This is a genomic window from Levilactobacillus zymae, from assembly GCF_032190635.1.
GTDB lineage: Bacteria > Bacillota > Bacilli > Lactobacillales > Lactobacillaceae > Levilactobacillus > Levilactobacillus zymae_A.
Map to the genome: position 1 here is coordinate 1414709 of NZ_JAVLAS010000001.1, position 16549 is coordinate 1431257.

General features: G+C 51.2%; 18 protein-coding genes and 1 pseudogene. 16 read left to right on the forward strand and 3 right to left on the reverse strand.

What is annotated here, in order from left to right:
* Window positions 1-138 precede the first annotated feature (138 nt).
* Window positions 139-1311, forward strand: a complete 1173-nt coding sequence (locus RI501_RS06475) for a hydroxymethylglutaryl-CoA synthase (protein WP_313820989.1) — start codon at window positions 139-141, stop codon at window positions 1309-1311.
* A gap of 150 nt (window positions 1312-1461) precedes the next feature.
* Window positions 1462-1902 carry a nucleoside 2-deoxyribosyltransferase gene (locus tag RI501_RS06480; protein WP_313820992.1) on the forward strand — a complete coding sequence of 147 codons (441 nt, stop codon included), beginning with the start codon at window positions 1462-1464 and terminating at the stop codon, window positions 1900-1902.
* 60 nt (window positions 1903-1962) lie between these two features.
* On the opposite strand, the gene lexA is transcribed toward RI501_RS06480, so the two are convergent.
* On the reverse strand, window positions 1963-2592 hold the full coding sequence (gene lexA, locus RI501_RS06485) for a transcriptional repressor LexA (RefSeq protein WP_313820995.1): 630 nt from the start codon (window positions 2590-2592) through the stop codon (window positions 1963-1965).
* A 186-nt stretch (window positions 2593-2778) separates the two neighbouring features.
* On the opposite strand from lexA, the gene RI501_RS06490 reads away from it, so the two are divergent.
* From RI501_RS06490 to RI501_RS06505, 4 genes and pseudogenes are all read left to right on the forward strand, one after another.
* On the forward strand, window positions 2779-3027 hold the full coding sequence (locus RI501_RS06490; RefSeq protein ID WP_313820997.1) for a DUF896 domain-containing protein: 249 nt from the start codon (window positions 2779-2781) through the stop codon (window positions 3025-3027).
* A gap of 98 nt (window positions 3028-3125) precedes the next feature.
* Complete coding sequence (locus RI501_RS06495; RefSeq protein WP_057730691.1) at window positions 3126-3356, forward strand: YneF family protein; 231 nt, start codon at window positions 3126-3128, stop codon at window positions 3354-3356.
* A gap of 135 nt (window positions 3357-3491) precedes the next feature.
* Window positions 3492-5259, forward strand: a pseudogene (locus RI501_RS06500) (ABC transporter ATP-binding protein).
* Entirely contained in the window at window positions 5246-7039 is a 1794-nt protein-coding gene (locus RI501_RS06505; protein ID WP_313821000.1) for an ABC transporter ATP-binding protein, read from the forward strand. The pseudogene RI501_RS06500 and the gene RI501_RS06505 overlap by 14 nt, the downstream one beginning before the upstream one ends.
* A 104-nt stretch (window positions 7040-7143) precedes the next feature.
* Here the strand turns inward: RI501_RS06505 and RI501_RS06510 are convergent, their stop codons facing one another.
* The gene (locus RI501_RS06510; protein WP_313821002.1) at window positions 7144-7836 is read right to left on the reverse strand and encodes a lysophospholipid acyltransferase family protein; all 693 of its coding nucleotides are present in this window, start codon (window positions 7834-7836) and stop codon (window positions 7144-7146) included.
* Window positions 7837-7941: 105 nt separating this feature from the next.
* On the opposite strand from RI501_RS06510, the gene RI501_RS06515 reads away from it, so the two are divergent.
* The 3 genes from RI501_RS06515 to RI501_RS06525 all read left to right on the forward strand — a co-directional run bounded on the left by RI501_RS06515 (window position 7942) and on the right by RI501_RS06525 (window position 10050).
* Window positions 7942-8691: a tRNA1(Val) (adenine(37)-N6)-methyltransferase gene (locus RI501_RS06515; protein WP_313821003.1), complete on the forward strand. Its 750-nt coding sequence runs from the start codon at window positions 7942-7944 to the stop codon at window positions 8689-8691.
* A complete protein-coding gene (locus RI501_RS06520; RefSeq protein ID WP_313821005.1) occupies window positions 8684-8953 on the forward strand; it encodes a GIY-YIG nuclease family protein in 270 nt (89 codons plus the stop codon). Before RI501_RS06515 ends, RI501_RS06520 begins: the two co-directional genes overlap by 8 nt.
* Window positions 8954-9054: 101 nt before the next feature.
* Window positions 9055-10050 (forward strand): D-2-hydroxyacid dehydrogenase, encoded by a 996-nt coding sequence (locus RI501_RS06525; protein WP_313821007.1) that lies wholly within the window; start codon window positions 9055-9057, stop codon window positions 10048-10050.
* A 63-nt stretch (window positions 10051-10113) separates the two neighbouring features.
* On the opposite strand, the gene RI501_RS06530 is transcribed toward RI501_RS06525, so the two are convergent.
* Window positions 10114-10827: an HAD family hydrolase gene (locus RI501_RS06530; RefSeq protein WP_313821009.1), complete on the reverse strand. Its 714-nt coding sequence runs from the start codon at window positions 10825-10827 to the stop codon at window positions 10114-10116.
* 238 nt (window positions 10828-11065) lie between these two features.
* On the opposite strand from RI501_RS06530, the gene rpsB reads away from it, so the two are divergent.
* The 7 genes from rpsB (at window position 11066) to RI501_RS06565 (ending at window position 16474) form a co-directional block, all read left to right on the forward strand.
* Window positions 11066-11869, forward strand: a complete 804-nt coding sequence (gene rpsB, locus RI501_RS06535) for a 30S ribosomal protein S2 (RefSeq protein ID WP_313821010.1) — start codon at window positions 11066-11068, stop codon at window positions 11867-11869.
* A gap of 147 nt (window positions 11870-12016) precedes the next feature.
* A complete protein-coding gene (tsf, locus tag RI501_RS06540) occupies window positions 12017-12901 on the forward strand; it encodes a translation elongation factor Ts (protein WP_313821012.1) in 885 nt (294 codons plus the stop codon).
* Between the two features lie 148 nt (window positions 12902-13049).
* Complete coding sequence (pyrH, locus tag RI501_RS06545; RefSeq protein WP_057730709.1) at window positions 13050-13775, forward strand: UMP kinase; 726 nt, start codon at window positions 13050-13052, stop codon at window positions 13773-13775.
* 5 nt (window positions 13776-13780) lie between these two features.
* Entirely contained in the window at window positions 13781-14338 is a 558-nt protein-coding gene (frr, locus tag RI501_RS06550) for a ribosome recycling factor (protein WP_313821015.1), read from the forward strand.
* Window positions 14339-14361: 23 nt separating this feature from the next.
* Window positions 14362-14778, forward strand: coding sequence for a hypothetical protein (locus RI501_RS06555; RefSeq protein WP_313821017.1), 417 nt, complete (start codon window positions 14362-14364; stop codon window positions 14776-14778).
* A gap of 104 nt (window positions 14779-14882) precedes the next feature.
* Window positions 14883-15659, forward strand: coding sequence for an isoprenyl transferase (locus RI501_RS06560; protein WP_313821019.1), 777 nt, complete (start codon window positions 14883-14885; stop codon window positions 15657-15659).
* Between the two features lie 26 nt (window positions 15660-15685).
* Window positions 15686-16474, forward strand: a complete 789-nt coding sequence (locus tag RI501_RS06565) for a phosphatidate cytidylyltransferase (protein WP_313821021.1) — start codon at window positions 15686-15688, stop codon at window positions 16472-16474.
* The last annotated feature ends 75 nt before the right edge of the window (window positions 16475-16549 follow it).

Consider the following 16549-nt stretch of genomic DNA (forward strand, 5'->3'; position numbering starts at 1 on the left):
AAAGCGTTTTGACTGGGAAATCACGAATTGATTAACCCGTAGATTGTTGGTGATAATAACGGGAAAGCTTGCCGAGAATCCCCGAAAAATGGTAAGGTTAATGCCAGTAATTTATGGCTTTCAAGGAGGATAAGCAACATGACCGTAACGGTGGGAATTGATCGAATGGGGTTCTACACTCCCAAATTGTATTTAGACATGACGGCGTTGGCCCTGGCACGGGGAGTAGATCCTGCTAAGTACCACGTTGGTATCGGTCAGGATAAACAGGCGGTGATTCCACCGACTCAAGATGTGGTGACGATGGCGGCTAACGCAGCGACACAGATTTTAACGCCGGCGGACTTAAGCGACATCAACATGGTCTTGTTCGGAACCGAGTCGGGCATCGATAATTCTAAGGCTACGGCGGTCTATTTGGCTCATTTGCTGGGGTTGTCAGCTGACACCCGAGCCGTTGAGATTAAGCAGGCCTGTTACGGCGCCACGGCCGGTCTACAGTTGGCGGCCGACTACGTGCGCGTGCGGCCGACGGCGAAGGTTTTGGTGATTGGAGCTGACGTGGCGCGTTACGGTCTCCGAACGGCCGGCGAGGTGACCCAGGGTGGCGGGGCCGTCGCGATGTTGGTAACGGCGAATCCACAGATTTTAGCACTCGATCCCATTAGCACTTACCACACGGCCGACGTGATGGATTTTTGGCGACCGTTGGACCGGACTGAAGCCTTAGTGGACGGGAAATATTCGACCAACGTGTACTTGGACTTTTTCAAGGAGACTTGGGCGGCTTATCAGCAACAAACGGGACGGACCATTGCCGACTTTGCGGCAATGGTGTTCCACTTGCCATTTACCAAGATGGGCCGTAAGGGTCTGCGGCAGGTCTTGCCGGAAGCGACTCCCGCGCATCAGCAGGAACTCACGGCGGCCTTTGAGGCTAGTCAGCTGGATAACCGTAACGTGGGGAACCTGTATACCGGGTCACTATATCTTAGTTTACTATCACTGTTACGACACGGTGCGTTGCAATCCGGTGAGCGGATTGGTTGTTTTAGTTACGGTTCGGGAGCCGAAGGTGAATTCTACAGCGGCACGCTTCAGCCACACTATCAAGTGGGCTTTGATGATGACGCACTGACCTCGTTACTCGCCGATCGGCAAGCCGTCAGCGTAGCGGAGTACGAAGCTATTTTTCAACAACAGCTACCTAATAACGGACGGGATGTGCAATTACCCGTGGGGGCAGATACCGCGACCTTTTATTTGGCAGGACGGCAGCATCAGCAGCGCCAGTATCGCCGACGGTCGTGAGATTGTTACGAATTTAAAGGATAACCGCCATCTGGAGGCCTCTTTATAATATACTTAATATTAAATTACGGACAATTAAGAAAAATATATCGCTAAAAGTTAACTTTTTCGCTATAATGGACCTACCAAAGAGAAAACGAGGAGATTAACGTGACGAATATCTATTTAGCAGGACCTTTTTTTGATGACGAGCAATTAGAACGAATCGGTCGGGCCGAAAAGGCGTTGGCCGCCAACCCACAGGTCAACCGGGTCTTCAGTCCCCGACTAAACGAGGTGCGAGACTTTGAGATGGGGACGCCGACGTGGTGTGCTAAGACGTTTAAGATGGACACTGATCAGATCGATGCCGCTGACGTTGTCGTGGCCCTAGCGGATTATGTGGATGATCAGGTCGATTCGGGGGCTGCCTTTGAGATTGGGTATGCTTATCATAGTCATACCCCGGTGGTTTTGGTGCACGAGAAGGATAACATCGTTAACCTGATGTTGGCCGAAAGCTTACAAGCCTACTTGACCCAAGCAGACGCGTTAGCGACCTACGACTTTGCCACGTTACCGGCGAACCGGTACGAAGGCGAAGTCATCTAACGACCAAGCAAAAAGCGTTTCTCACCAATTTGGCGAGAAACGCTTTTTTTAGAAAGTAATTTAATGGACGTCGTCACGGAAGAGGCCCACAACTTTACCTAAAATGGCGACTTGATTGAGAATAATCGGTGCCATGGTGTCATTTTCCGGTTGAAGTCGGTAATGATCGGCTTCCTTAAAGAATCGCTTGCACGTGGCTTCGTTGTCCTCGGTCATGGCAATCACAATGTCTCCGTTGTCGGCAGTTTGCTGGCGCCGCACGATGACCTGGTCACCGTTTAAAATCCCGATGTTGATCATACTTTCACCCCGAATGGTCAGCATGAAAAGCTGATCTTCACTGCTCTCAAATTCTGGGGGCACCGGGAAGTAATCGGTCGCCTCTTGGACGGCTAAAATGGGTTCGCCGGCCGTGACGGTTCCCAAGACGGGAATCTGGGTCTGCTGTTCGTGAACACCTAGTTCTTCTAAACCAGCTGCCGTGACCTCCAGAGCCCGGGGCTTAGTGGGGTCCTTAGTCAGGAGCCCCTTCTTTTCCAGACGGGCGATGTGGCCGTGAACCGTCGATGTTGACGACAGTGAAACGGCTTCGCCAATTTCTCGAACAGTTGGCGGGTAGCCTTTCTCATTAACTCGTTCCCAGATGAACCGGAGAACGGCAAGTTGTTTACTCTCAGATGCTTTTGTCATAGTGTTGCCACCTCGTTCGTCATTCGTAGTATAGTTTAACCCAATTCTAGCATAGGTAGCGAACGTTTTCAAACAGATGTTCGGGTTAATCGGTTGAATTCTGAAATTAACCCTGATATGATAGGGTGTGTTTTGAATCAACTCAATCACTAATTATCAAAATTACCGAAGGAGTGTGGGGCGCTAATGGCAGAAACCACGATGGATACATTACTCGTGCGCATTAATGAACTGGCGCATAAGGCCAAGAAAACGGAATTAACGGCTGCCGAAAAAGCCGAACGGGCTGATTTACGGCAGCAATACCTGAAGCTTTTTCGCGAAAGCTTCAAAAGCCAGGTCGAAATGATGCAGGTTTACGATAAAAATGGTAAAGAGGTCACGCCCGAAAAGGTTCGCCAGGTCCAACGGGACAAAGGATTACGTGACGATTAGGGTAGTGGGGTGAGTCTTTTTGGAGATTCACTCTTTTATTTTGGGTTAAGTTTGTGTAAAATTGTCTAATGAATGCTTTTGTAAGGGAGGGAAACGTCTTGTCAACTGGAATTTGGATCCTTATCGTGATCGTCGTCGGAATTGCCTGTGCCGTCGGGGGCTTTTTCGGTGCTCGCAAATACATGGAAAACTACCTGAGAGACAATCCGCCTATTAATGAAGATCAATTACGAGCCATGATGTTACAGATGGGGCAAAAGCCATCGCAACGAAAGCTTCATCAAATGATGAATGCCATGCAACAACAATCCCGTAATACTAAGAAATAGCTTCGTTAATGGAAGACTCGTCGCCAGCGGTTGGTGACGAGTTTTTTTGATTGCTTTTTTAGCGGAGTTCGCTAGAATAGTTAAGTCTGCTATAATTAGTTTCTAATCGTATTTTAATTTAAGGAGGGATGCTGGGTGAGTATCTTTAAAAAATTAGCGTGGTACTTTCGCCTTGAGTGGCGACGTTACTTGGTCGGAGTCATCGGGCTATTATTAACGGCCATCATTGCTATCGTACCGCCCCGAATTATCGGGAATATGGTCGACAGTATCCACGGACGGACGATGACCGGGTCACTATTAGCGTTTGATCTAGCGTTGGTGACCGGCGCGGCGGTGGCCCAGTATGTGACGCGCTACATGTGGCGTAATGCCATCTGGGGTGGTGCGGCACGGTTGGAACAGCTTTTAAGGGATCGATTGTTCCAACACTTTATGCGTATGGACCGCACCTTCTATCAGCGTTACCGAACGGGAGACTTGATGGCTCACGCCACTAACGACCTGGAAGCCGTGCAACGGGTGGCTGGCGGGGGAATCCTCCAATTTGCCGACGCCATCATTACTGGGGGAACCACGTTGATTGCCATGATGGCCTTGATTAACTGGCGGTTGACGTTACTAGCAATCATTCCGTTTCCGTTTTTGGCGGGAGTGTCTTGGTTTTTGGGGCAAAAAATTCACCGGGCGTTTGGTAAGTCCCAGGCAGCCTTTTCGCGATTGAACAACAAGGCTCAGGAAAGCATTAGTGGTATCAAGGTGATTAAGGCGTTAGGCCAGGACCAAGAAGACATTGCCGACTACAATCGACAGATTGCGCAAACCATTCAGATCAACCGGCACGTCAACCACTTAGATTCGTTGTTCGATCCGGGGATTACCCTGATTATTTCCATCTCGTACGTGGCCACCATCGTGCTCGGGGGAACCTTTGTCATGCAAGGGACCATCACCATCGGTAATCTGGTCTCCTTTATCAGTTATCTGGCCATGATGGTCTGGCCGATGTTTGCCGTGGGGATGTTATTTAATACCATGGAACGGGGCAACGCCAGCTATGACCGGGTCATGGAACTATTGAACCAGCAAAGTAAGGTCATTGACAAAACGGATGGGTTAACGACGCGGCCGCAGGGGGCCCTGAACTACCACGTGACGCAGTTCAACTATCCCGACGACGAACAGACCAGTCTACACGATATCAACTTTGACCTCGCAGCCGGCCACACCCTGGGTATCGTGGGCCGGGTAGGTGCTGGTAAGTCGTCCATCATGAAATTAATTTTGCGCGAATTTGACGATTATCAAGGTGAAATTAGGTTTGGGGGGCACCCCATCAAGGATTATGCGCTAGACAGTTATCTGCCGGCTATCGGCTACGTGCCGCAGGAAAGCTTCCTATTCTCGGATAGCATTCTGGAAAACATTCGGTTTGCCCGGCCCCAGGCAACGGAAGCCCAAGTGGTCGCTGCGGCGAAAAAGAGTGATCTGGCCCACCAAATCGCCCAACTGCCGGCCGGTTATGCCACCCAGGTTGGTGAAGACGGCATCTCGCTGTCCGGGGGCCAACGTCAGCGGTTAGCGATTGCCCGGGCGTTATTGATCAATCCGGAACTCCTGATCTTAGACGATGCGTTGTCCGCGGTCGACGCGGAGACCGAAACCGAAATTCTCACGAACCTGCGCCAAGAACGGGCCAACAAGACCACAATCATCGCGGCGCATCGGTTAAGTTCGGTGATGAACGCCGACGAAATTATCGTGATGGATCACGGTCAGATCATCGAACGGGGGGGGGGACCATGCCAGCTTAATGGCCACCCACGGTTGGTATTACCAGATGTTTACGCAACAACAATTAGAAACCCGCGTCAAGGGAGGCGAGACGAATGGCCACGAATAAAACGACGGAATCGGTGTGGGCGCACAGCATGTCCACCAAGGAACAGCTGACGGTGATTAAACGGTTGATCAAGTTCGCTGCGCCTTACAAATGGTTCTTTATCGGGTCGATTCTCTTTTCGGCGCTGATCAGCGGAATTAACGTGTTCTTGCCGTGGCTGCTCCAATTGTATATGGATCATTACCTGCGCCGCGGTTCGGCCACGTTAGGTATCATGTGGCTGTTCGCTGGGCTTTACCTGTTCGGGATGGTGGTCAAGGCGTTGACCCAGTATTGGCAGAACTACACCAGTACCATGGGCGCCGAGTACATGCTAGAAGGTGTGCGGCGGCACCTGTTTGCCGATTTGCACGGTAAGGGGATGCGCTACTTTGACCAGACCCCCGGGGGCTCGATTCTGTCCCGGTTGATGAACGATACCATGACCTTCTCGAACTTTTGGGCGCTATTTAACACGCTGATTTTTGCCGTGTTTGCGGTGATTACTTCAGTCGTTGCCATGGCACTGACCGACTGGACGGTCGCGTTAGCCACATTGCTGCTGGTGCCATTCCTGCTCTTTGTAATTTGGTACTATCAGAAGTTTAGTTCGCGGGTCTACCGGCGGATGCGGGAACGCTTGAGTGAGCTCAACACGAAGCTTAGCGAAGCGATTACCGGCATCAGCGTAATTCAGGAATTTCGGCAAGAAAAGCGAATGGCAACGCGGTTTGAAAAGACCAATGAAGCGTACTACGGCACGCGGCGGGCCATGATTCGAACCAATTCGTTACTCCTCAGTCCCATGATTAACCTGCTCTACGCGTTAGGGACGGTGATTGTGCTGGGACTATTCGGCTTACGCGGTATGCACGAGGTTGTGGCGGCCGGGGTCGTGTACGCCTTTATCACCTACCTGAATAACTTTTATAGCCCGATGAGTCAGATGATGGATAGTCTGAGCGACTTTCAAAACGGGATGGTCGCCGGTTCGCGGGTCTTGAAGATTCTTGACGACCGAACCTTGGCGCCGCAACAACACCCCGTGGCTGGGGCTCAGATTACTCAGGGAAAGGTCGAATTTCGGCACGTGACGTTTGGTTACGACCCTAAGCACCCGGTCTTAAAGGACGTGTCCTTCGTGGCCGAACCCGGGCAAACCGTGGCGTTGGTCGGGGAAACCGGGTCGGGAAAAACCTCGACGATTAACGTTTTAATGCGCTTCTACGAATTCCAGAGTGGTCAAGTTCTGATTGATGGGCGTGACATTCGGGAGTATCCGGCCGCAGAATTACGGGCTAAACTGGGACTGGTCCTTCAGGAACCGCAACTCTTCTACGGGGACATTCAGAGTAACATCCGGATGTTTAATCCCGCGATTACCGACCAGCAGGTTCACCGGGCGGCCCAGTTCGTGCAGGCCGATGAGTTTATCGATCGGTTACCTCAGGGCTACGCGACACCCGTCTTGGAACGCGGGACCGAATATTCGGCCGGTCAGCGCCAATTGATCACCTTCGCGCGGACCGTGGTGACCGATCCCAAGATTTTGATCTTAGACGAAGCGACGGCCAACGTCGACACCCAAACGGAAACCATGATCCAGACTGGGTTGTCCCGCTTACGGGCCAATCGCACCACGGTAGCCATCGCGCACCGATTGTCCACGATTCAAAACGCCGACTTGATCCTGGTCTTGCATCAAGGCCACATTGTCGAACGCGGAACCAATGATGAACTGATGCGTCAACGGGGTTATTACTACGAGATGATCCAACTGCAAAATGCAGCGCACGCTTAACCTCTGAATTGCACCGAGTGAACTGTCGAGGTGCGGTTTAACGGTGCTGATCAGAACGTAAAAAAACGCGTCTGGGAGTTTTCCCAGGCGCGTTTCGGGTTTCACTACTTTTTTTCCAGTTTCTTTTCAGCCTTTTCCTCAGTTTGTTCAAGTTTTTGGGCTTTAGCGGCTTGTTTTTCGCCCGTGACGTCCACGTAATGGAAAGTTGGGTCAATTTCGCGGTCCAATTGGTCGAAGGCCCGTTGCATTTGTTGCTCAACTTGGGCCAAGCCCGCTTCGTCGAGTTTGAGCTTGCGATCAACGGTGATGGGCTGCCCGTAAGCTACGGTGACTGGTTTACGGGTGAGTAACTGTTTAAAGGTCAACGGCCCTTGGTAGACCGTAGGGATCAAGGGAACCTTGGCCATCTTGGCAATCACGGCCGCACCGCCCTTGAGCTCGGCGGAGTGCCGACTACCGGACGGAAAGATGATTAACGATAGGTCGCCTTGGCGGAGAATTCGGACTGGTGTTTTGATGACCGAGGGCCCCGGATGATCCCGATTTACCGGAAAAGCATTGGCATGATTCAAAATCCATCGTAAAATTGGATTTTGGAACAACTCTTCTTTCGCCATAAAGCTAAACTTCCGGGGACTGGCCCCCAACGCAAAGTAGATGGGGTCGAACCAAGTCCGGTGGGGACCCACTAAGATGTAGGGCCCATCCGGTAAGTCTTCGCGGTGCAGGTATTTAGCGTGACCGTTGATTAGGGCCAACAGCACGCGGATAAACCCGCGTAAAAACGAATAGAACATGGGTGACGCACTCCTCTCACAGTGAACCTTTATCTGTCTAGTATGCAAAAAAAACGGGGGGGTTGCAAGCAATCTCCCCATAATTTGAAAGGATGGGATGCCGGAATGGGGCAACCACAGTTACGTCCGGGCGAACGAATCGACCAACTTTACAGTCAGGATATTCAAATCATTCAAAGTCCCGAGGTCTTTGCATTTTCTTTAGACGCCGTACTTTTGGCGGCGTTTGCCAAGTTGCCAACTAAGGCCAATAGTCATACGGTAGACCTCTGCGCCGGAAACGGTGCCGTGGGACTATTTATGAGTCAGCGAACCAAGGGACAGATCGCCGAGGTAGAGCTGCAACCACGCTTAGCGGACATGGCCCGCAGAAGCGTAACGCTCAACCAACTAGACGGGCAGATGACGGTCTATCAAGGGGACTTGGCCGAGGTGAATCAATGGATTCCTAAGGATTCGGTGGACGTCGTAACGTGCAACCCGCCGTACTTTGCGGACCTACCGGATAGCCAGAAGAACCCCAACCGCTACCTGGCTATCGCTAGACACGAAATCACCACCACGCTGGCTACGGTCGTTGCGACCACTAGTGGATTACTTAAAATGAACGGTAAGGCCTACTTCGTCCACCGCCCCGATCGGTTATTAGAACTTTTAGCGGTTATGCAGGCCCATCGACTAGCCCCCAAACGCATCCGCTTGGTCTACCCCAAGCCGGAAAAGGAGGCCAACATGGTGCTGGTGGAGGCCATTAAGGACGGTAAACCCGGCGGTCAGCGCTTTTTGGCTCCCCTGACGGTCTACGATGCCACCGGTCACTATACGGCGGAAGTGGGGCGACTGTTGTATGGCTAAGGCCTATTACTTTTACGTCTTGCTCTGCGCGGATAATTCGTTTTATGGTGGGTTCACGACCGACGTCGCTCAGCGATTTGCGACCCACCGTGCGGGTAAAGGGGCTAAGTATACCAGGGCCCATCCGCCCGTGCGGGTCCTGTACCAGGAAGCCTTTAAGACCAAGCATGACGCGCTGCACGCCGAGTGGGCCTTCAAGCACCAATCGCGACAAAAAAAAGTGCGTTTTTTGCGGGCTCACGGGGTTACCCTCCCGCAGTGAACTTTCCGAAAGCGTTCCCGTGAAGATTTAAAGGGTTTCATGATAAGATAGGAACGTAGTTTAGTGATTTAGCACGCAAAATACTTAAGGAGGAACCGACTGTGAAGATTATTGCTTATGGAATTCGCGACGACGAACGACCATACTTAGAACAATGGTCGCAAGCCCAAGGAATTGAAGTGAAGGCTGTTAGTCAGCTGTTAGATGATACTACGGTGGACTTGGCTCACGGATATGACGGAGCAGTGGTTTATCAACAAAAACCGTATACGGCGGCCGTGTTAGATAAATTGGCGGCCCTAGGCATTACCAATCTGTCCTTGCGTAACGTGGGGGTCGATAACGTCGACGCCGATGCCGTTAAACGCAACGGCTTTAAGGTGACGAACGTTCCCGCCTATTCACCGGCGGCGATTGCGGAGTTTACGGTAACCGAACTAATGCGGTTACTGCGGCGGACACCGACGTTTGACCGTAAACAGGCCCAGGGGGATCTACGCTGGGCGCCGGACATTGCCGACGAGTTAAATTCGATGACCGTGGGGATTGTGGCGACCGGCCGGATTGGTCGTGCGGCGTTAAAGATCTACCAAGGTTTTGGGGCGAAGGTGATTGCCTACGACGTTTTCCACAATCCGGAACTGGAAAAGCAGGGGATTTACGTGGATACCTTAGATGAGCTCTACGCGCAAGCCGATGTGATTTCATTGCATGCTCCGGCCACTAAGGATAACCAGCATATGTTAAATGATGCGGCCTTTGCGAAGATGAAGACCGGCGTGTGGATCGTTAACCCGGCACGAGGAGCGCTGGTGGATACCGATGCGTTGATTCGGGCTCTGGATAGCGGAAAAGTCGCGGGGGCAGCGTTGGATGTGTACGAAGATGAAGTGGGAATTTTTAACACCGATTTCGGTAGTTTCGAGGCCATTCCAGACGAACGGCTGAAGAACCTGATGCGTCGCGATAACGTGTTGATCAGCCCCCACATCGCCTTTTACACCAAGACGGCCGTGAAGAACATGGTTCAATATGCGTTAAATAATAATAAGCAATTAATTGAAACGGGTCAGGCGGAAAACGAAGTTCAGTTTTAGCTAGCCACTAAAAACACCATCTCCGGTCAAATACGACGGGGATGGTGTTTTTAGGTGTCTCGATTAGAGTTGCATCACGCCGCTTAGGGCGAGTAGGAGATTCTGTAGCTCGGTGGGGTCCTCGACGGTTTGGTCAGGGGTCCAATCCCCATCGGGCATTTCAAAGTTGCGATGGTTAAACCAAAAGGCTTGCCAACCGGCTTGCTTAGCGGCCCGGATATCTAGGCTGTAGCAATCGCCCACGTAGACGGTTTCGCTAGCGCGGAGATTGAGCCGCCGATTCATCATGGTGAAAATCTGGGGATCGGGCTTCGCGACGCCGGCTTCTTCAGACGTCAGGATAGTGTCGCGGTCGATCCAGCGGTGCATCTGCAGACGCATCACCTTGGCTAACTGATAATCCGTTTTACCATTGGTAATGATGCCCAGCTGATACTGATCTTTAAGTTGATCGAGCGCTGTCGCTAGACCGGGAAACAGCTTGATGTCCTGAAGACCTTGCACGTAGGCTGCTTGAAAGGCCGCTGCGGCTTCCGGGGTTACCGGAGGAAGGTCCTGAGCGTGCAGAGCGTTGTTTAACCGCGTGAGGTGCCAATCTGCCGTTCGTCGGGAAGTCAGGGGCTTGGCCAGCTGACCGCTTTGGCGGCGATAGGCTTGAAACGTCCTGGTTAGATCAAAGCTAGTTGGCACCTGAATAATCGGCGCTAAGGCGGCGACAAACGGCGCCTTTTGGTCATAGAGCGTGTCATCAACATCGAAGACGACCGCTTTTATCATGTGCATTTCCTCCTGTCTAAGTTCCCTAGCAGTTTATCATACCTCCGTTAAATTGTCAATTTTTTCTAAAGTTTTTACGGTTTTGGCTTGTGTTTCGGTGGGGGCTTTTGTATAATAACTGTCGGTGCGTATGCGCCAATTCACACCTTGCGTGATGGTCGCGGGGGTGCTCGTGATGAGTTCCGTGACCAATTGAGCGCCGGGGAGGAAATCAAAAACTATTTGGAGGCATTTTATCATGGCTGTTATTTCAATGAAACAACTGCTCGAAGCCGGTGTCCACTTTGGTCACCAAACGCGTCGTTGGAACCCAAAGATGAAGCAATACATCTTTACGGAACGGAACGGCATCTACATCATCGACTTACAAAAGACGGTGAAGTTGATCGACGCTGCTTACAACTATATGAAGGACGAAGCATCTAAGGGTGCCGTGGTTCTGTTTGTCGGGACTAAGAAGCAAGCTCAAGATTCCATCGAAGAAGAAGCTACCCGTGCGGGCCAATACTACGTTAACCACCGTTGGTTAGGTGGGACTTTGACCAACTGGGAAACGATCCAAACGCGGATCAAGCGTCTGAAGAGCTTAAAGAAGATGGCAACTGACGGGACGTTTGACGTCTTACCTAAGAAGGAAGTTTCCTTGTTGAAGAAGTCTCAAGACAAGTTGGAACGGTTCTTAGGCGGGATCGAAGACATGCCTAAATTGCCTGACGTGCTGTTCATCGTTGACCCACGTAAGGAACAAATCGCGGTTCACGAAGCACAAAAGTTGAACATCCCGATCGTTGCCATGGTTGATACCAACACCGATCCAGATGACATCGACGTTGTGATTCCTTCTAACGATGACGCTATCCGGGCCGTTCGCCTGATCACTTCCAAGATGGCTGATGCCATTGTTGAAGGTCGTCAAGGGGAAGACCAAGTTGACGAAAAGACTTTCGAAGGTAAGAAGGATGACGCTGCCAAGGATGGCCAAGCTAAGTCTGACAACTCGATGGAAGACATCGTTAACGCCGTTGAAGGCGACAACAAGTAATTAAATGCAAGGTTCCCGGTTCGGGAACTTTCCAAATACACGCTTTAAAGCACCTTAGGCTGGCTTAATAAGGACCGTTAATGGCCTGAGATTAGGTCAGCCTTTTTTAGGCGCTAACGTTATGATTATAAAAGGAGGCCATTACACATGGCAAGCAAGATTACTGCGGCACAAGTTAAAGAATTACGGGACAAAACCCAAGTTGGGATGATGGATGCCAAGAAGGCCTTAGTTGCTTCTGAAGGCGACATGGACAAGGCCATCGACTTCCTGCGTGAAAAGGGAATTGCCAAGGCCAAGAAGAAGAGTGGTAACGTGGCAGCTAACGGGTTGGCTAAGGTTGTCGTGAACGGCAACGACGCTGCCATCATCGAAGTTAACTCCGAAACCGACTTTGTGGCCACTAACGACACGTTCAACGGCTTAGTTGACACGATTGGTGACACGATTGCCAAGCAAGAACCAGCTGGTTTGGACGCTGCTTTGGCTTTGAAGACGGCCGATGGTGAAACCATCCAAGAAGCCATCATCAAAACCACGCAAGTGACGAGTGAAAACGTTCAATTACGGCGTTTTGCGGTTGTTAAGAAGACCGACAACCAAGTCTTCGGCGCTTACTTACACCAAGGTGGCCAAATCGCTGCTGTGGTGGTCTTAGATGGTGCGGATGAAGCGACGGCTAAGGACGTTGCGATGCACGTTGCTGCGATCAACCCAGAATTCGTTTCTAAGGACGACATTCCAGCCGACCGCTTAGCTCACGAACGCGAAGTCTTGAAGCAAGAAGCCTTGAACGAAGGCAAGCCTGAAAAGATCGTCGAAAAGATGGTTGAAGGTCGTTTGCACAAGTTCTTATCCGAAATCAGCTTGGCTGACCAACCATTCGTCAAGGATGGCGACCAAACGGTGAGCCAATTCGTGGCTAGCAAGGGTGGTAAGTTAGTGACCTTTGTCCGTTACGAAGTTGGTGAAGGCATCGAAAAGCCAACGGTTGACCTGGCCAAGGAAGTCCAAGACCAAATCAACGGTTAATTTTTGAGCTAAAAGCGTAGCCGCAGCTTGCGGTCTACGCTTTTCTTATGAGCAGATTTTAGGAACAGGGTGATTTCGTGGGCCCTGACTATCACTAATTCGGGGAATATGATAGAATTGTTCTCAGAATACAATAGGAGGAAACGCAATGGCGGACGTAAAGTATCAGCGAATCATGTTAAAGCTCAGCGGTGAGGCTCTCGCCGGGGATAAGGGATTTGGAATTAATCCTCCCGTCATTAAGACGGTGGCCCAAGAAATCCGGGACGTCTACAATCTGGGCGTTCAAATCGCAATCGTGGTCGGTGGCGGTAATATGTGGCGGGGCGTTGCTGGTTCCCAGATGGGGATGGAGCGGGCCCAGGCCGACTATATCGGCATGTTGGCGACCATCATGAACGCCTTGGCCCTCCAAGATAATCTGGAATCCATCGGTGTGCCCACCCGAGTGCAAACGTCGATTGAGATGCGGCAAATCGCTGAACCCTATATTCGGCGGAAGGCAATTCGACACTTGGAAAAGGAACGGGTTGTGATTTTTGCTGGGGGGACAGGGAGTCCCTACTTCTCTACGGATACCACGGCGGCATTGCGGGCAGCTGAAATCAACGCGGATGCCATCTTGATGGCCAAGAACGGCGTTGACGGTATCTACTCGGCAGATCCGAAGAAGGATCCTAACGCGGTGAAGTTCGACCAGTTAACGCAGTTGGACATCATCAACAAGGGGCTTCACGTGATGGATACGACGGCAAGCTCATTCTCCATGGATAACGATATTCCGGTAGTGGTCTTTAACCTCAATAAGAGTGGCAACATTCGCAAGGTGGTCGAGGGCGCTAATATCGGAACGACAGTTTATAGTAAGGGGTAAGACAGATGGCAGATCAGATCATTACCACAGCAGCAAGTAAGATGAAAAAAGCGGAAGACGCTTTGAAGCGCGAATTGGGAACGATTCGGGCCGGTCGGGCCAACGCTAGCATTTTAAACCGCGTCATGGTTGACTATTATGGCCAACCAACGCCGTTGAACCAAGTCGCATCGATTACGATTCCGGAACCCCGGATCTTGATGGTGACGCCGTTTGACAAGTCGGCGCTAGATAACATCGAAAAGGGAATTCTGGAGTCCGACGTCGGCATTACCCCTGCCAACGATGGGACGGCCATTCGGTTGGTCATTCCACAATTGACTGAGGAGCGGCGTAAGGAAATCGCCAAGCAAGTTAAGGCAACGGCCGAAGAAGGTAAGGTAGCGGTGCGTAACGTGCGACGCGAAGCCATGGACGGCCTGAAGAAGGGCCACAAGGCTGGCGATTACACCGACGACCAGCTGCACAACCTAGAAGACCAAGTTCAAAAGGAAACGGACAAGGCCATCAAGGGTGTGGACGCCATTGCGGCGGATAAGGAAAAGGAAGTCTTGACGGACTAGTCACTAGTAAGGAGTGTTGACTCATGGCAGAAGATAACCAACAAGAAAACGTTGAAATTACCCCGGGTTCTAAGGAATTTGGGAAGATGGTTTTTCGGTTAAATAACCCGGTAAACGCAGAAAATGTTTCGGTACTAAACTACAACGGGGCAGAATTGGAACAGATTCAAGACGGGGTATACGCGCAACCCGCCTTTGTTAGTGATGATTTTAACCTGTTCTTTATTGTCACGCAGCTGATTGGTGACGACTGGATTGTCGCTTTCTCGAAGGCTAAGATTGAAAACGACAATGAGATTACCGACTTGTCCGACCCAATTCCTACGGGCGAAGGCTTGAACATGTTGGGTCAAGTCAGTGCGGATGACGCCAACAACTTGCTGAGCTATTTTGGCACGTTAGTGGATGCGAAACGCGGTGAATGGCGGTTAATCGAGTAGTCGACTAAAAGCTAAAGTTTTCGCTCAATTTGGGGGCTAGGATAGTATCCTGGCCCTTTTTTTGTTAAGATGAGAGGTTGTAAGAAGAGCAATGGAGGTGCACTGTGTTTTCATTTTTAAATAAAGATCAGCAAACCGGTGAGGTGGCCGAATTGCAGCTGGACGAGCAGAATATTCCCGCCCACGTTGCCATCATTATGGATGGCAACGGTCGGTGGGCGCAACAGCGTCACTTGCCCCGAATTGCGGGCCACAAGCAGGGGATGAACACGGTCAAGACGGTTGCCAAGGCGGCTAGTCACTTGGGCGTTAAAGTGTTGACCCTTTACGCGTTTTCCACCGAGAATTGGAAGCGCCCCACGACCGAAGTGAACTATTTAATGAAGTTACCCGTCGATTTCTTTGGGACTTTTGTCCCGGACTTGGTGAAAAATAATATTCGCGTCAAAGTCATGGGTTACACGGACCAGTTACCCACTGCGACCCAAAAGGCCGTTCACGACGCGATTGAAGCCACGCAGGCTTGCACGGGGATGGTGTTAAACTTTGCGTTGAACTACGGGGGGCGGGCCGAAATTGTCACGGCCGTCCAATCTCTGGCACGCCAGGTTCAAGCGGGGCAGCTCGATCCGGCGACCATCGATGAGGATCAGATCGGTCAGCACCTGATGACCGGCGATCTGGGCGCTCTCCAGGATCCTGATTTACTGATTCGAACGAGTGGAGAAGAGCGCCTATCGAACTTCATGTTATGGCAGGTGGCCTATAGCGAATTTGTCTTTATGGATCGGCATTGGCCCGATTTCGACCAGACAACGCTGGAACAAGCGATTTATCAATATCAACAACGGCACCGTCGTTTTGGCGGGCTGACTAATTAAAACTTTGTGATTGAGGAGCGTAGAATATGAAACAACGGGTTATTACGGCAGTGGTGGCGTTAATCATCTTTATTCCCATTATCATTGCTGGTGGCATTTGGGTTGATATTGCGGCCTTCGCCTTAGGGCTGGTGGCGTTATCGGAAATTTTGGTGATGCGTAAGAAGCTGCTGGTCAGTCCGGAAGCCATCATTTCGGGGATTGGGATCTTAGCAGTGATTGCGCCGGAATCGTGGTGGCGGGACTTACCGGGACACCTCAGTCCCTGGTACATCGTGTACTTATTTGTGTTATTACTGCTCTTACGGACGGTGGTGTCACGTAACCGTTTCTCCTTTGATGATGCCGGGGTGATCACCCTGAGCATGTTGTACATCGGGATTGGCTTTCACTTTTTCATTGCTGCTCGGGCCATTAGCCTGGTGGCGTTACTCTACGCATTATTTATCGTGTGGGTGACCGATTCTGGGGCCTACATGATTGGTCGTAAGTTGGGCCGCCATAAGTTAGCCCCACACATTAGTCCCAATAAGACCTGGGAAGGATCCGTCGGGGGCACGGTGGTCGCTACGCTGATTGTGTCCATTTTCTGGGCTTTCTTCCCGTTTGGCCACTACAGCTTACCCACGATGATCCTCTTAACCCTGATCTTTTCCATTGTGGGTCAGTTCGGGGATTTAGTCGAATCGGCGCTGAAACGGTACTATGGCGTCAAGGATTCCGGCCGAATTTTACCGGGTCATGGGGGGATCCTAGATCGGTTTGATAGTTTACTGTTAGTACTGCCCGTGATTCACCTCTTTGGCCTGATTTAATTAGAAGACGTTCGCTTGCGTCCACGGTGGGGCTTAGGGTATGCTAAGACACAGCGAATTAGGCGTTACGGTGCC

What these genes read in the sequence shown, in the direction of transcription:
- frr (WP_313821015.1), top strand. Translation starts at nt 13,781, where the DNA reads ATGGCAGATCAGATCATTACCACAGCAGCAAGTAAGATGAAAAAAGCG.
- RI501_RS06530 (WP_313821009.1), bottom strand. Translation starts at nt 10,827, where the DNA reads ATGATAAAAGCGGTCGTCTTCGATGTTGATGACACGCTCTATGACCAA.
- RI501_RS06475 (WP_313820989.1), top strand. Translation starts at nt 139, where the DNA reads ATGACCGTAACGGTGGGAATTGATCGAATGGGGTTCTACACTCCCAAA.
- RI501_RS06565 (WP_313821021.1), top strand. Translation starts at nt 15,686, where the DNA reads ATGAAACAACGGGTTATTACGGCAGTGGTGGCGTTAATCATCTTTATT.
- lexA (WP_313820995.1), bottom strand. Translation starts at nt 2,592, where the DNA reads ATGACAAAAGCATCTGAGAGTAAACAACTTGCCGTTCTCCGGTTCATC.
- tsf (WP_313821012.1), top strand. Translation starts at nt 12,017, where the DNA reads ATGGCAAGCAAGATTACTGCGGCACAAGTTAAAGAATTACGGGACAAA.
- RI501_RS06490 (WP_313820997.1), top strand. Translation starts at nt 2,779, where the DNA reads ATGGCAGAAACCACGATGGATACATTACTCGTGCGCATTAATGAACTG.
- RI501_RS06505 (WP_313821000.1), top strand. Translation starts at nt 5,246, where the DNA reads ATGGCCACGAATAAAACGACGGAATCGGTGTGGGCGCACAGCATGTCC.
- rpsB (WP_313821010.1), top strand. Translation starts at nt 11,066, where the DNA reads ATGGCTGTTATTTCAATGAAACAACTGCTCGAAGCCGGTGTCCACTTT.
- pyrH (WP_057730709.1), top strand. Translation starts at nt 13,050, where the DNA reads ATGGCGGACGTAAAGTATCAGCGAATCATGTTAAAGCTCAGCGGTGAG.
- RI501_RS06520 (WP_313821005.1), top strand. Translation starts at nt 8,684, where the DNA reads ATGGCTAAGGCCTATTACTTTTACGTCTTGCTCTGCGCGGATAATTCG.
- RI501_RS06515 (WP_313821003.1), top strand. Translation starts at nt 7,942, where the DNA reads ATGGGGCAACCACAGTTACGTCCGGGCGAACGAATCGACCAACTTTAC.
- RI501_RS06555 (WP_313821017.1), top strand. Translation starts at nt 14,362, where the DNA reads ATGGCAGAAGATAACCAACAAGAAAACGTTGAAATTACCCCGGGTTCT.
- RI501_RS06510 (WP_313821002.1), bottom strand. Translation starts at nt 7,836, where the DNA reads ATGTTCTATTCGTTTTTACGCGGGTTTATCCGCGTGCTGTTGGCCCTA.